The organism is Ramlibacter ginsenosidimutans (genome assembly GCF_016654015.1).
Lineage (GTDB): Bacteria > Pseudomonadota > Gammaproteobacteria > Burkholderiales > Burkholderiaceae_C > Ramlibacter > Ramlibacter ginsenosidimutans.
In genome coordinates this window covers 1-13,412 of record NZ_JAEPWM010000017.1, presented here as the reverse complement: position 1 = coordinate 13,412, position 13,412 = coordinate 1, and the positions used below count along the sequence as shown (strand labels likewise).

Sequence of the window (13,412 nt, the reverse complement as noted above, 5' to 3'; positions counted from 1 at the left end):
GGCGATGCGATCGCTGGGGTTCGCGTCGCTCACCGCCAGCCTACGAATCGGACTTCGGCCAGATCAGTCGAACGACCAGTTCAACAGCTCCGCCAGCCGGCGCACCACCCACTCGGCTTCGTTGGCCTGCACGGGCGATCCATCCTGCTGGAATGCCGCCTGCATCTTCTCCAGCACCTCGCGCTCGCTCGCATCGCTCTTGAAACGCGCCGTCGCGGCCTGCTCCGTCAGCATCTGCGCGAGGTCCTCGCACAGCTCGTAGCGCTGGCGCACAACCGACATCGGCTCCAGCAACTTGTAGCCTGACGGCGACGCGAACAGCGCGACGAAGGACGGCGGGACTTCGATCTGGTTGGAATCGTCCATGGAATGCGGGGACAGGGCCCGGGAGCATACCGCGCGCAGTGCGGGGCGAGAGAAGACGCACATGCGGACGCACAGGCGCAACGATTTCCCCAAAAGTTGCAAAACGACGCCTTCAAGGAATTCGCTGTTTGCGAGCCTTGACTGTGCGCTTTTCCACCCTTGCGACCGGATGTCCGCTTTGCCCACGGCGCGAGTCAGACCCGGCTGTCACGCAAGCAGCACCGCCTCTTGCGGCCGCCGCTCCAGCTTCGCGCTTCAATAGCTTCACAGGCCCTGATGGGCCGCAATGAAGAAGGAGTACCTCATGAAGAAGTTCCAGACCCTTGCTGCCGCGCTTGCCATCGGCCTCGGCGCCGCTGCCGCCGGCCAGGCTGCTTTCGCGCAGGACCGCGACACCACCGTCATGCGCGACACGCCCAATGGCGTGGTGACCAAGCACATCCGCCGCGAGGTCGACGGCCCGGTGGTGCATCGCACGGTGCGCGTGGACCGTCCCGACGGCACGACGGTGATCCGGCACGTCAACCGCTGGCGTGGTGACGACGCGTACCGCCACCACGACGTCAACTACCGCGACCACGACCGCGGCTATTACCGCGACCATGACCGCGGGATGCACCGCACGGTGGTCATCCACCACCGCGAAGTCCCGATGCGCCACGTCGTGGTGCGCGAGGTGCACCGCCACCCGGCCTACGTCGTGAACCGCCACGTGACGGTGATCCACAACGCGGGCTGACGCTGCAGTGATCGCATGAAAAAAGGCCGACCGCCATGCCGGTCGGCCTTTCTTCGTCGCGCCCGACGGCGCTGCTACTTCGCCGGCGCCAGCTCCGGCGCCGGCGCGGGCGCGGCCTGCGACTTCAGCACCCGCTCCGCCGTGCGCACCTTCTGCGCATAGGCCTGCTGCCAGTCCACCGACGACGGCATCTCGAAGAAGCCGCTGCGCGCGCCCATCAGGACTTCCGGCTCCATGAGGCCGGGCGCCGGCGTGCCGGCCGCGAACGCGCGCGCTGCCGCCAGCGCACGCCGGCGCGTGCGCGCGATCATCACGTCGCCCGGGCCGAGGTTCTCGTGCATGTGGTTCGTGATGCCGCCCATGCTCTCCGTCACCGCCTGGTCCTGCAGGCCGATGTGGTCGATGCCCGAATAGATGCGCTTGGTGCGCTGCGCCTCCCGGTCGATCAGCCAGTCGTTCGACTCCTCGGCCACCACGCGGTAGCGGCCCAGCCAGCTGGTGTCGCGCGGATGGAAGTCCGGCGCCGGACGCGCGCCCGCCAGCGGCTTGCCGTTCTTCAGCGGTTCGGCGCTGCTGCGCGGGCCGCCCGTGCGGCGGCGCCAGAAGATCATCATGGTGTGCGTGTCGTCCAGCGGCACCCATGCGCGCGCCTGGATGTTCACCGGGAACTCGCCCTGCGGCGTCTGCGTGAAGAACGGGAACATGTAGTTGGCGAACCGCCAGTACGTGGTCTGCGGCTTCACCTCGCGGTAGGCGCCGTAGGTGGTGCCCCAGGGCGTGTCGCGCACGTGGTATTCGGGCGCGCGCTCGCCCGCCGTGTGCTGCAGCGGGTGGCCCTCGGGCACCTCGTCGGGGTCCAGGTGCCCGACGTGCAGGAAGCCGAAGTGCGACGTGTCGATGTCGCCCTCCAGCGCCTGCATCCAGTTGCAGCTGCGCATCATGAAGCTGATGTCCACGTCCTGCTCGGCGAGCAGCGTCGCCTCGATCATGGGCAGCGGCGGGGGGGCGTCCTGGTTCGGGCCCATGTAGACCCAGACGATGCCGTTACGGTCCGCGGCCCGGTACGCCTGCGCCTTCACCTTGTCCTTGAAGCACAGGTGGGCCGGCACGCTGGGCATGTCCACGCACTGGCCGCTCACGTCGAACTTCCAGCCGTGGTAGATGCAGCGGATGCCGCCCTCCTCGTTGCGTCCGAGCACGAGTGAGGCATTGCGGTGCGGGCACATGTGGTCCATCACGCCGACGCGCCCCTGCGAGTCGCGGAAGGCGACGAGCTTCTCGCCCAGCAGCAGCAGGCGCATGGGCGTGCCGTCCACCTCCAGCTCGCTGGACTTGGCCGCGGGGATCCAGTACTGCCGCATGAAGTTGCCCATGACGGTGCCGGGACTGACGTGGGTGAGGTCTTCGCTGTCTTTCGGGTTCATCGTTGTCGCTCCATCGGGTTCAAGTGGACGCCGCGCCTTCGCGCAGCATGCGGATGCCGTCGACCTGCCCTTGCGGGCCCAGGCCGGCATAACCTTCGACGCGATCGAGGTCCACCACCACGGCGGCCCCCAGCTTCGCGAAATCGTGGGCGCGCTCGGCGGCGGGCGCGCGCTGGAAGATGTGCTCGCGCTCGGCGGGCGCGTCGGTGACGCGGGCGCGTCCCTGGAACTGGTAGGTGGCCTTCGCCTGCTCGTCGCGGTACATCAGTGCGATCCGCGGGTTGGCGCGGATCGCCTGGATGAAACCGCCCCCGGCGTTGCGGACCCAGAGCGCGAGCTGGTCGTCGCCGTGCACCTGCACCGAGCCGCGGAAGCTCAGGATGGGCTGGCCCTGGGCGTCGACGTGCGCGACGAGCATGGGGTGCTGCTCCACCAGCGCGTTGTCGATGCGGCGCTTCAGCGCATCGGGCAGCACGATGGCTTGCGCTGCCACGGGCGGTGGCGGCGTGCGCTGCTCCTGCACGATCGCGATCGCGTCGCCCTCGAAGTGCAGCGTCACCACCAGTCCGCGGTCGCGCGTGCCGGGCCGGCGCCGCCCCGCCAGGCGCACCTGGGTGCCGGCCGGCTGCGGTGCGTCCCAGTCCAGCCGACGCGCCAGTTCGCCGTTGGGGCCCGTGACCAGTTCGCTCGCCACGTCCTGCGCGCCGGCCACTTCCTTGCCCAGCACCATGTAGCGCGCGTGCGGCGCCAGCAGCGCAAGCAATTGCGCGCGTCCGGCGTCGCCCCCGAGCAGGCGCGCGAGCTGCAGGCGCTGTGCGCAGTGCAATGCGTCCGCTTCCCTCACAGCGCCTCCGGCACGTAGCCGCTTTCTTTCGCGAGGATTTCGTAGCGCCTGCGCTCCTCGGCCAGCCAGCCCGCGAGCTGCGTGCCGTTCATGGGGAAGGGCACCATGCCCTGCCCCGCCAGCTTCTCCTGCACGTCGGTGCGGGCCAGCATGGGCATCACGGCGTTGTAGATGCGGTCCACCATCTCGCGCGGCATCTTCGCGGGTGCATAGAGAGCGGCGGAGTTCTGGATGGTGACGTTCATGCCCGCTTCGCGCAGCGTCGGCACTTCGGGCACCAGAGGCGACCTCTTCTCGCCCGACACGGCCACGATCCGGATGCGGCCGGCCTTGTGCATCTCCACGAGCGGGCTGGTGCCCGTGACCAGCATGGGCAGGCGCGCCGCCACGAGGTCGATCAGGCCGACGCCGCTGTCCTTGTAGTGCACCGGCTTGAGCGGCAGGTTGCTCGCCTGCGCCAGCGCGATGCCCACGAAGTGCGAGGACGATCCTGCGCCGGGCGCTGCGCCGTACACGGCGCCCGTGCCCTGCTTGGCCTGCCAGGCCATCAGCTGCTTGAGGTCGGTCGCCCCCGTCATCGGGCCGGTGGCGATGCCCAGGTCGAACCAGCTCACGCCCGCGATGGGCGTGAAGTCGGCGACGGGGTCGTAGTCCAGCTTGGTGTAGATGTGCGGATAGATGGCGAACAGGCTGCTGGTGGAAAACATCAGCGTGCGGCCGTCGGGCGCTGCCCGCTTCAGCTCGTTGAGCGCGAGGCGTCCGCCCGCACCGAGCTTGCTCACCACCACCACCGGGCGGCCGAGCACTTCCTGCAACTGCTGCGCGACCAGCCGCGCGGTGAAGTCCATCGAGGACGCAGCCCCGACCAGGATGGTCATGACGGACTTGTCGTCCTGCGCGCGCAGCGTGGGGACGCAGACGGCGGCCGCACCGGCGGCCAGGGACTGGAGGATGGAACGGCGGCGCATCAGGCGTCCTGCTTCGGGAAGTCGGTCGCCTTGACCAGCTGCTCGAACTTCTTGCGCTCCTCGACCAGCAGGGCGGCAAGCTGTTCGCCGTTGGCGGGCCAGGGCGTCATCGCCTGCTGCGCCAGCTTCTCCCGGATGCCGGGATTCGACAGCATGGGGATGATCGCTTCGTAGGTGGTCTTCACCAGCTCGGGCGGCATCTTCGCCGGGCCGAACACGCCGGTGTAGGTGCTGCTGGTGACATTCACGCCCGCTTCCTTCAGGGTCGGCACGTCGGGCACCAGCGGCGAGCGGGTCGCGCCCGACACGGCCAGCAGCTTGATCCGGCCGGCCTTGTGCATCTCGATCATCGGCTGCAGGCCGGTGATCAGCATGGGCAGGCGGCCGGCGGCGAGGTCCACGATGCCGATGCCGCTGTCCTTGTAGGGCACGTGCTCCATCGGAACCTTGGTGGCCAGCGCGGTGGAGATGCCGACGAAGTGCGAGAGCGATCCGTTGCCGGGCGCCGAGGCGAACACCGGACTCTTCTGCTTGCGTTGCCAATCGAGCAGCTGCTCCAGCGTGATGGCGCCGGTCATGGGACCCGTGGCGACCGCGACGTCGAACAGCGAGATGCCCGCGATCGGCGTGAAGTCGGCGACCGGGTCGTAGTCCAGCTTGGTGTAGATGTAGGGATAGACCGAGAACGGCCCGCTGGTGGCGAACACCAGCGTGCGGCCATCGGGCGCGGCCCGCTTGCATTCGCCCAGCGCGAGGCGCTGGCCTGCACCGAGCTTGCTGGAGACGATGGCCGGGCGGCCGAGCGCCTGGCGAAGCTGTTCGGCAATCAGGCGCGCGGTGAAGTCCATGGACGAGGCGGCGCCCACCAGCACGGTGGTCATGTCGTCGGCGCGCGCGGTGCCCGCGAGGGCGGCGGCCGCGCCTGCGGCCAGTCCGCGCAACACGCTGCGGCGAGTGGTCATGGGTCTGTCTCCTGGTGGTGGAAGGGGGAGTGCAGCGCCTCCAGCGCCGGCCACTGCCGGTCCGCGGGAAACACCCAGGCCGGCTGGTCGCCACACGGCCAGGCGATGCCCAGCGCAGGGTCGTTCCACAGCAGGCCGCCCGCGTGGTCGCGGTTGTTGTAGTCGGTGAGTCGGAAGGTGATCTCGGTGTCCGGCTCCAGCGTGCAGAAGCCGTGGGCGAAGCCGGGCGGCACGTGCAGCTGGCGCCAGTCGCCGCCGGCGAGCTCCACGCACGCATGCCGGCCATAGGTGGGCGAGCCGCGCCGCACGTCCACGCACACGTCCCAGATGCGCCCGCGCGCGACGCGCACCACCTTGTGCTGCGCGCGCGGCGGCTGCTGGAAGTGCAGCCCGCGCACCGTGTGCCGCAGCGCATAGCAGGAAGCGTGCTCCTGCACGTAGTGCGCGGCCGCGCCGGCGCGGGCGAAGTCCTGCTCGCTGTAGTAGTAGCTGTAGCGGCCGTGCGCGTCGGAGCTCACGTCGGGCTCCAGCACGAACAGGCCTTCCAGGCCCAGCGGGCTTTTCTGCATGGGGGGTTCTTTGACAGGCGTCCTTGACTTGAATCAAAATATAATTCCATTTTCCGATCGCAGCAACGGAACGCCCTAGGGGCAAACGCGTACATGGCCCACCTCGTCCTCGGCATCGGAACCTCCCACACCCCCATGCTCAATGCGCCGCTGGCCGATTGGCCCCGCTTCATCGAGCGCGACCGCATGCGCCCACACCTCAGCAAGGAGGGCCGCCCGGTCAACTACGACCAGCTGCTGCAGCTCGCGCCGCCGGGCATGGACCGGGAGCTCACGCCGCAGGTGTTCGCGGACAAGCACCAGCGCGCGATGGCGCAAATCGAGCGGCTCTCCGCCGTGCTGCGCAGCGCGCGCCTGGACACGCTGGTCGTGGTGGGCGACGACCAGAAGGAGCTCTATGACGACGCCAACATGCCGGCCGTGCTGCTCTATCGCGGCGACAGCATCCGCAACGTCCCGCTGAAGAGCTATCCCGGACCGGACTGGGCGCGCAACGCTTCGGCGCGCTACTACGAGCGCGACGTGGCGCGCGACTACCCGGTGGACGCGAAGCTCGCCGAGCACCTGATCTCCAGCCTGATGGAGGATTTCGACCTCTCGGTGGCCGACAGCCTGGCGGAGGGCCACGGCGAAGGCCACGCCTTCGGCTTCGTGCACAACCGGCTGCTCCCCGGCGCCACGCTGCCCGTGGTGCCGGTCTTCCTGAACACCTACTTCCCACCCAACCAGCCGACGCCGGGGCGCTGCTACCGGTTGGGCCAGGCGATCCGCAAGGCCGTGGAGAGTTATCCGGGCACGCAGCGCGTCGGCGTGCTGGCCTCGGGCGGCCTCAGCCACTTCACGGTCGATCCCGGCCTGGATGGCCGTGTGATCCGCGCGCTGCGCGAGAAGGACGCAGCCGCCCTCGCCGCCTTGCCGCGCGAGCAACTCAACTCCGGCAGTTCCGAGATCCGCAACTGGATCTGCATGGCCGGTGCGGTGGAACACCTCACGCTGCGGGGCATCGAGTACATCCCCGCCTATCGCACGCCCGCCGGCACGGGCACCGGCATGTGCTTCGCCGACTGGAGCTGAAGTGGACGCATCCGGCCTGGCGGCGAGTACGTCGCGCGGAGCGAACAGCGGCCCGCGCGTCCTCGCCCATTAGGAGCGACGATGGTGGACCGCAGCGACGCATCGCTAGACTTGCGGGGTTGGACGCATGACAGGAGAGGACACGTGGGTCGCCCCAGCCGAACGGACAAGCCGGTGTTGCCGGACTACTCCGAAGGCATACAGATCAAGACGGAGGACGACGATCCCCGCTTCAACAACGCCGTCGCGCGCGGGCTGGCGATCCTGCGTGCGTTCCAGTTCGACCGCAAGCTGCTCGGGAACGTGGAGATCGCCGCGGCGACGCAGCTGCCCAAGCCCACGGTCTCGCGCCTGACGTACACGCTCACGCAACTGGGCTACCTGCGCTACCTGCCCGAGTTCGGCAAGTACGAACTCGCCGCCGGCGTGGTGACGCTCGCCTATCCCTACCTGGTGAACATGCCGGTGCCCGCGATCGCGCGGCCGCTGATGGAAGCGCTGGCCGAACGCAGCAAGACCAACGTGGGACTCGGCGTGCACGAAGGGCTGAGCGTGCTGTACCTGGAGTACGCACTGGGCGAGCCGAACCCCAACCGCCGCCAGCGCGTCGGCTTCCGCGTGCCGCTGATCCGCACGGCCATGGGCCGCTCGTGCATCGCGGCGATGCAACCGCAGGAGCGTGGACGGCTGTACGACGAACTGAAGGACCATTACCGCAAGGAGTGGCCGCAACTGCAGGGCGAGCTGGACGACGCGGTGGAACAGGTGGACCGGCGCGGCTTCTGCATCGCCGCGGGCACCTTCCAGAAGACCACCAACTCGGTCGCCGCACCCTTCGTGCACACGGACGGCCGCACGCTGCTGTCGTTCAACTCGCAAGGCCATGCCGCGCAACAGACCGTGGCCGTGATGGAACGCAACGGCAAGCGCCTGGTGGAACTCGCCGCGGAAGTGCGGCGCCGCCTCGCGGCCGAACCGCCCACGCCCTCGCTGGGCCGGCGCTGAACCAGGAGTACGCATGGACAGGCAAGCGGGATCGGAGTACGTCACCGTCGAAACCGGCGCGGGCACGCTGCGCGGCCGCAGCGCGGGCGACGGCGGCGTGTTCCTCGGCGTTCCCTACGCGGCGCCCCCGGTGGGGCCGCTGCGCTGGCGGCCGCCGCAGGCGGCGCCCACCTGGCTCGGCGTACGCGACGCGCTGGCCTTCGGGCCGGACTTCCCGCAGGCAGCGAATCCCCGGTTCCGCGCGCCGCGCCAGGACGAGGACTGCCTCTACCTCAACATCTGGACGCCGGCACTCGGGGAAGATGCGCAACTGCCCGTGCTCGTGTGGCTGCACGGCGGCGGCTTCACGGGCGGCAGCGGATCGGACCTGCGCAGCGACGGCGCGCGGCTCGCGGCCGAAGGCGCGGTCGTGGTCACGCTCAACTACCGCTCCGGCCTGTTTGGATTCCTTGCGCATCCGGCGCTGAGCGCGGAGTCGCAGCACGGCGTCTCCGGCAACTACGGTCTGCTGGACCAGCTGGCCGCACTGGCGTGGATCCGCACCCACATCGAATCGTTCGGCGGCGATCGTGCGCGCATCACGGTGTTCGGTGTCTCGGCGGGCTCGGCGTCGATCTCGCTGCTGCTCGCCTCGCCGCTCGCCCGCAGCTCGTTCGACCGCGCGATCCTGCACAGCCCCGGCGCGGCGCGACCGCTGGCGTCGCTGGCCGACGCGCAGCAGGCTGGACGCAAGCTGGGGGACGATCTCGCCGCCTTGCGCTCGCTCTCCGCGAGCGAGGTGCTCGCCCGCACCTCCCTGCTCTCGCCGGCCGTGCGCGGCCTCACCACGCCGCGCGTGCTGCGCCCGATCCGCGATGGCTGGCTGCTGCCCGAAGACGAGCGTCCCGCCTTCCAGACCGGCCGCATGCATCGCATGCCGATCATCGTGGGCAGCAACAGCGACGAGGGCACGACGCTCACGAAGAGCTGGCCGGTCGACACGCTCGCCGCGTACCAGCAGCAGGTGGACACCAACTTCGGCGCCGCCGCGGCGGAAGCGGCCGCGCTCTATCCTGCGCACGGCGATGCCGAGGCACGGGCGGCCGTGGCGGCGATGTTCGCGGACACGCAGTTCAACTACGGCACGCGGCTCATCGCGCAGTGCATGGCGCGCCAGGAGCCGCGCACCTGGAAGTACCTGTTCGCACGCCGCCGGCCGCACCAGGCCGACGGCCCGCATCACGGCGAGGAAGTCGCGCACGCCTTCGGCACGCTGGACCGGGTCGCACCGGGCGAGCAGGCCGACTTCGACGCGCGTGACGAGGCCTTGTCGCAGGTGATGCGCAAGGCCTGGGTCGCATTCGCGGCGAACGGTGACCCCAACACGGCCGGCGTGCCGCCGTGGGACCGCTACCGCATCGCCGACGACAACCACCTCGTCTTCGGCGACGCGGTCACCCCCGGCGCCGCCTGGCGCAAGCCACAACTGGACTTCCTGGAGCGCTTCTACAGTCGGTGAGGCCTCGGGCGAGGCGAGCTCTTAAACCCAACAACCGGACGCAGAGGGCGCAAAGGTTTCGCAGAGGACGCAAAAGAAATCCATTTTTCATGGAAGTCCTTTTGCGTCTTCTGCGGATCTTCTGCGTCCTCTGCGTCCGGTTGTTGGTTTGTGTTTTCCGCATTCCAGCAGCAACTCCCACCCCTGCCTATACTGGCCGCGCCCCGAACAAGGTTGCATCATGAGCGATACGCCTGCCTATACACCGCCTGCCGTCTGGACCTGGAACAAGGAGAGCGGCGGCAAGTTCGCCAACATCAACCGGCCGATCGCCGGGCCCACGCACGACAAGCAACTGCCGGTCGGGCGCCACCCGCTCCAGCTGTATTCGTTGGGCACGCCCAATGGCGTCAAGGTGACGGTCATGCTGGAGGAGCTGCTCGCGGCCGGGCATGCCGGCGCCGAGTACGACGCGTGGCTGATCCCCATCGGTGAAGGCGCGCAGTTCAGCAGCGGCTTCGTGGCGGTGAATCCCAACTCCAAGATTCCCGCGCTGGTCGACCACAGCGGCCTGGCCCCCATCCGCGTGTTCGAGTCGGGCGCCATCCTGCTCTACCTGGCCGAGAAGTTCGGCGCCTTCCTGCCCGAGCCCGGAGCGGCGCGCGCCGAGTGCCTGTCGTGGCTGTTCTGGCAGATGGGCAGCGCGCCCTTCCTGGGTGGCGGCTTCGGCCACTTCTATGCCTACGCGCCCAGCAAGATCGAGTACGCCATCGACCGCTATGCGATGGAGGTCAAGCGCCAGCTCGACGTGCTGGACCGGCGACTCGGCGAGGCACGCTACGTCGCCGGCGACCAGTACACGATCGCCGACATGGCCATCTGGCCCTGGTACGGCGCCCTGGCGAAAGGCCAGCTCTATGGCGCCGGCGAATTCCTGCAGGTGGACGGCTACCGCAACGTGCTGCGCTGGACCGACGAGATCGCCGCACGCCCGGCCGCGAAGCGCGGCCGCATGGTGAACCGCACCTGGGGCGAGCCGTCCAGCCAGCTGCACGAGCGGCACGAGGCGAGCGACTTCGAGCTGCGCACGCAAGACAAGCTGGCCGCCGGCGCGGCCTGAACAATCATGATCACTCTCTACGATTGCGCCACTGCCCCCAGCCCGCGCCGCGCGCGCATCCTGTTGGCCGAGAAGGGCATTCCGCACGCGACCGTGCAGGTGGACCTGCGCAGCGGCGAGCAGCTCGGGGAAGCGTTCCGGCGCATCAATCCGCAGTGCACCGTGCCCGCGCTGCAGACCGAGGAAGGCGCGGTGCTCACGGACAACGCGGCGATCACTGCCTACCTCGAGGCAGTGTGCCCCGAGCCGCCGCTGCTGGGGCGCACGCCGCTGGAGAAGGCCGAGATCGCGAGCTGGAACTGGCGCATCGAGTTCGAAGGCCTGCTCGCAATCGCCGAGGGCTTGCGCAATGGCTCGCCCGCCATGGCGAACCGCGCCCTGCCCGGCCCGCGCAACTACGCGCAGATCCCCGAGCTCGCGCAGCGCGGGCAGCAGCGCCTCCAGGATTTCTTCCTCACGCTGGAAGAACGGCTGCAAGGCCGCGAGTTCATCGCGACCCACCGCTTCAGCATCGCCGACATCACCGCCGTCGTCGCGGTGGATTTCGCGCGGGCGGTCAAGGTGAAGCCGGGCGAGCAGCATCCCAACCTGCAACGCTGGCGCGCGGCGATGGCGCAGCGTCCGGCGATGGCGCTCTGAGATGATCGAGCGCACGCTGCCCTGCGGCGAACGCGTGCCCGCGCTCGGCCAGGGCACCTGGAACATCGGCGACGACCCGGCCGCGCGGGCCAGCGAAATCGCCGCGCTGCGCCGCGGCCTGGACCTCGGCCTGACGCTGGTCGACACGGCCGAGATGTACGGGGACGGCCGCTCGGAGCAACTCGTGGGCGAGGCCATCGCGATCCCGAAGACGGGCAGCCCCGAACGCCTGCAGGACAACGCCGCGGCGCTGGCGCACCCGCTGTCGCCGGCGCAACTCCAGGAGCTCGACCGGCTGTTCCCGCCGCCGAAGGGGCCCACGGCGCTGGCGATGCTCTGAGCCGCTCAGTTGCTGCGGCCGGCCGTGGCGCGCGTCATCTCTGCGCCCGCGTCGTCGGGCATCCGCCAGAACGACACCGTCGCCAGCGCGCAGAACAGGCCCATGGCCGCGAAGGCGGCGTGAAAGTCGGCCAGCACCAGCCGCGTGCCGCCATGCCAGCTCGCCGACACCGCGAGCACGATCGCGCCGACCGCGACGCCCAGCGCGGCGGCCGTCTGCATGGACATGGTCGCCAGCGCGGCAGCGGCAGGACGCTGCGGCGGCGTGACGTCGGCGAACATCAAGGTGTTGATGCCGGTCAGCAGCATCGACCGGATGCAGCCCGCCAACACGAGCAACGCAACGAGCACGAGCCACGGCGTCTGCGGGCCCACCAGCGCGAAGGCGGCGATGGCGGCCGCATTGCCGATGCCGGCGCCGACCAGCACCCGGCGGAAGCCCAGGCGCAGCAGGATGGGCGTGGTCACCGACTTCATGGCGAGGTTGCCCAGGAAGTAAGGCAGCAGCAGCGCGCCCGCGTCGACCGCGCTGCGTCCGAGCGCCAGTTGGAACAGCAGCGGCAACAGGAAGGGCGTGGACTGCAGGCACATGGAGGCGAAGGTGCCGCCCGCCGCAGTGGCGACCAGGAAGGTGCGGTGCTCGAAGGGCGCGAGGCTCACGACCGGATGCGGCGTGCGGCGCAGGTGGCGCACGGTCCAGGCCAGCGTCGCGGCGCCCGCGCAGATGGTGAGCAGCGCCTCGACCCGGGCCGCGCCCTCGCCCACCACGTGCGCAGCCCATTGCAGTCCGCCCAGCAGCAGCATGAGCCCGAGCGCCGCACCGGCGGCGCCCGGCACGTCGAGCGGTCGTGGTGCCTGCGGCCGGTCACGCGGCACCCAGCGCAGGATCAGCACGACCGCCAGCGCGCCCAGCGGCACGTTCAGCAGGAAGTTCCAGCGCCAGGACGCATAGGTGGTGATGAAGCCACCGAGCGGCGGACCGAGCACGGGCGCGAACAGGGCCGGCCAGGTGAGCAGGGCCGTGATGCCGATCAGGTCCTCCTTGCGCGCATCGCGCATGGCGATGGTGCGGCCCACCGGCATCATGAGTCCGCCGCCCACGCCCTGCAGCGCGCGGGCGAGCACCAGTTCCTGCGCGCCCTGCGCCAGGCCGCACAGCAGCGAGGCCAGCGTGAACAGCGCGATCGCGCCGACGAACAGGCGCCGGAAGCCGACGCGATCGCCCAGCCAGCTGGCCAGCGGCAGCATCGCGGCGCCCGCGAGCAGGTACACCGTGACTGCCGCACTCAATGCCAGGGGCCGCACCTGCAAGGCCTGCGCCATGGCGGGCAGCGAGGTGTTGAGGATCGAGCCATCGAGCAGCAGCATGAACAGGGCTGCCGCGACGGTGAGCGTCACACGATGCACATCGGATCTCCTGAGGGCGCGATTCTAGGGGGCGGGCAAGCGTTCTTTGCTGCTTCAGCGAAACCGTAGGCTGGTGGTGAGCCGCAGGCGAACCCCAGCTTGCTGCGCTACGCGGGATCGCTGGGGTTCGCGGTGCTCACCGCCAGCCTACGAGTACGAAGGTCCGTGAGCCTTCCGCGCAGGGGCCCGACTGTTCATCGTCGCGGCAGGTGGCGTGCGGTGCAGGCCCGCATGAAGGGCATCGCCTGGAAGCCGGTCCGGGCGGCGGAGCGCGGTTACGAGAGCGCAGCGTATCGAACCGCGCGTACGTTTCATGCTACCGCGGCACTTGTTTGAGCAGAGGGTTTGACCGCTGCGCGGGCAAACTCTCTGCGAGTTGTGCCGCGCGACGCCGCCCGGACCGGCTTCCAGGGGAGTCGGCGCGCAGCGCCGACCGATGCCCAGCGGGCCTGCACCGCACGCCGCCTGCCGCGACGCCC

13 protein-coding genes and 1 pseudogene are annotated in these 13,412 nt (G+C 69.8%); 7 read left to right on the top strand and 7 right to left on the bottom strand.

Features of this window, described 5'->3' with window-relative positions; genetic code table 11:
* Window positions 1–63: 63 nt before the first annotated feature.
* Window positions 64–366, bottom strand: coding sequence for an ATPase with chaperone activity (locus JJB11_RS24515; RefSeq protein ID WP_201177744.1), 303 nt, complete (start codon window positions 364–366; stop codon window positions 64–66).
* Between the two features lie 304 nt (window positions 367–670).
* On the opposite strand from JJB11_RS24515, the gene JJB11_RS24510 reads away from it, so the two are divergent.
* Window positions 671–1,105, top strand: coding sequence for a hypothetical protein (locus JJB11_RS24510; protein ID WP_201177743.1), 435 nt, complete (start codon window positions 671–673; stop codon window positions 1,103–1,105).
* Window positions 1,106–1,179: 74 nt separating this feature from the next.
* Here JJB11_RS24510 and JJB11_RS24505 read toward each other — a convergent pair whose 3' ends face one another.
* The 5 genes from JJB11_RS24505 to rfbC are packed head-to-tail and all read right to left on the bottom strand — an operon-like array spanning window position 1,180 to window position 5,872.
* Window positions 1,180–2,529 carry a Rieske 2Fe-2S domain-containing protein gene (locus JJB11_RS24505; protein WP_201177742.1) on the bottom strand — a complete coding sequence of 450 codons (1,350 nt, stop codon included), beginning with the start codon at window positions 2,527–2,529 and terminating at the stop codon, window positions 1,180–1,182.
* Window positions 2,530–2,548: 19 nt separating this feature from the next.
* A complete protein-coding gene (locus JJB11_RS26475) occupies window positions 2,549–3,373 on the bottom strand; it encodes a pyridoxamine 5'-phosphate oxidase family protein (RefSeq protein WP_201177741.1) in 825 nt (274 codons plus the stop codon).
* Window positions 3,370–4,341: a Bug family tripartite tricarboxylate transporter substrate binding protein gene (locus JJB11_RS24495; RefSeq protein WP_201177740.1), complete on the bottom strand. Its 972-nt coding sequence runs from the start codon at window positions 4,339–4,341 to the stop codon at window positions 3,370–3,372. Before JJB11_RS24495 ends, JJB11_RS26475 begins: the two co-directional genes overlap by 4 nt.
* Window positions 4,341–5,303 (bottom strand): Bug family tripartite tricarboxylate transporter substrate binding protein, encoded by a 963-nt coding sequence (locus JJB11_RS24490; RefSeq protein ID WP_201177738.1) that lies wholly within the window; start codon window positions 5,301–5,303, stop codon window positions 4,341–4,343. The genes JJB11_RS24495 and JJB11_RS24490 overlap by 1 nt, the downstream gene beginning before the upstream one ends.
* The gene (rfbC, locus tag JJB11_RS24485; RefSeq protein ID WP_201177736.1) at window positions 5,300–5,872 is read right to left on the bottom strand and encodes a dTDP-4-dehydrorhamnose 3,5-epimerase; all 573 of its coding nucleotides are present in this window, start codon (window positions 5,870–5,872) and stop codon (window positions 5,300–5,302) included. Before rfbC ends, JJB11_RS24490 begins: the two co-directional genes overlap by 4 nt.
* A gap of 93 nt (window positions 5,873–5,965) precedes the next feature.
* On the opposite strand from rfbC, the gene JJB11_RS24480 reads away from it, so the two are divergent.
* The 6 genes and pseudogenes from JJB11_RS24480 to JJB11_RS26260 all read left to right on the top strand — a co-directional run.
* A complete protein-coding gene (locus JJB11_RS24480) occupies window positions 5,966–6,946 on the top strand; it encodes a DODA-type extradiol aromatic ring-opening family dioxygenase (RefSeq protein WP_201177734.1) in 981 nt (326 codons plus the stop codon).
* Between the two features lie 144 nt (window positions 6,947–7,090).
* Complete coding sequence (locus tag JJB11_RS24475) at window positions 7,091–7,951, top strand: helix-turn-helix domain-containing protein (protein WP_201177732.1); 861 nt, start codon at window positions 7,091–7,093, stop codon at window positions 7,949–7,951.
* A 13-nt stretch (window positions 7,952–7,964) separates the two neighbouring features.
* On the top strand, window positions 7,965–9,449 hold the full coding sequence (locus JJB11_RS24470; protein WP_201177730.1) for a carboxylesterase/lipase family protein: 1,485 nt from the start codon (window positions 7,965–7,967) through the stop codon (window positions 9,447–9,449).
* Window positions 9,450–9,669: 220 nt separating this feature from the next.
* Window positions 9,670–10,548: a glutathione-dependent disulfide-bond oxidoreductase gene (gene yghU / locus JJB11_RS24465; protein ID WP_201177728.1), complete on the top strand. Its 879-nt coding sequence runs from the start codon at window positions 9,670–9,672 to the stop codon at window positions 10,546–10,548.
* A gap of 6 nt (window positions 10,549–10,554) precedes the next feature.
* The gene (locus JJB11_RS24460; RefSeq protein WP_201177726.1) at window positions 10,555–11,187 is read left to right on the top strand and encodes a glutathione S-transferase family protein; all 633 of its coding nucleotides are present in this window, start codon (window positions 10,555–10,557) and stop codon (window positions 11,185–11,187) included.
* Window position 11,188: 1 nt separating this feature from the next.
* Window positions 11,189–11,389 (top strand): annotated as a pseudogene (locus tag JJB11_RS26260) (aldo/keto reductase); the annotation flags it as partial.
* A gap of 143 nt (window positions 11,390–11,532) precedes the next feature.
* Here JJB11_RS26260 and JJB11_RS24450 read toward each other — a convergent pair.
* Window positions 11,533–12,933, bottom strand: a complete 1,401-nt coding sequence (locus tag JJB11_RS24450; RefSeq protein ID WP_201177722.1) for an MFS transporter — start codon at window positions 12,931–12,933, stop codon at window positions 11,533–11,535.
* Window positions 12,934–13,412: the final 479 nt, after the last annotated feature.

Excerpts from the sequence above, each read along its gene's own strand:
- JJB11_RS24510 (WP_201177743.1), top strand. The coding sequence starts at position 671 with ATGAAGAAGTTCCAGACCCTTGCTGCCGCGCTTGCCATCGGCCTCGGC.
- rfbC (WP_201177736.1), bottom strand. The coding sequence starts at position 5,872 with ATGCAGAAAAGCCCGCTGGGCCTGGAAGGCCTGTTCGTGCTGGAGCCC.
- JJB11_RS24505 (WP_201177742.1), bottom strand. The coding sequence starts at position 2,529 with ATGAACCCGAAAGACAGCGAAGACCTCACCCACGTCAGTCCCGGCACC.
- JJB11_RS24495 (WP_201177740.1), bottom strand. The coding sequence starts at position 4,341 with ATGCGCCGCCGTTCCATCCTCCAGTCCCTGGCCGCCGGTGCGGCCGCC.
- JJB11_RS24480 (WP_201177734.1), top strand. The coding sequence starts at position 5,966 with ATGGCCCACCTCGTCCTCGGCATCGGAACCTCCCACACCCCCATGCTC.
- JJB11_RS24515 (WP_201177744.1), bottom strand. The coding sequence starts at position 366 with ATGGACGATTCCAACCAGATCGAAGTCCCGCCGTCCTTCGTCGCGCTG.
- yghU (WP_201177728.1), top strand. The coding sequence starts at position 9,670 with ATGAGCGATACGCCTGCCTATACACCGCCTGCCGTCTGGACCTGGAAC.
- JJB11_RS24470 (WP_201177730.1), top strand. The coding sequence starts at position 7,965 with ATGGACAGGCAAGCGGGATCGGAGTACGTCACCGTCGAAACCGGCGCG.
- JJB11_RS24460 (WP_201177726.1), top strand. The coding sequence starts at position 10,555 with ATGATCACTCTCTACGATTGCGCCACTGCCCCCAGCCCGCGCCGCGCG.
- JJB11_RS24490 (WP_201177738.1), bottom strand. The coding sequence starts at position 5,303 with ATGACCACTCGCCGCAGCGTGTTGCGCGGACTGGCCGCAGGCGCGGCC.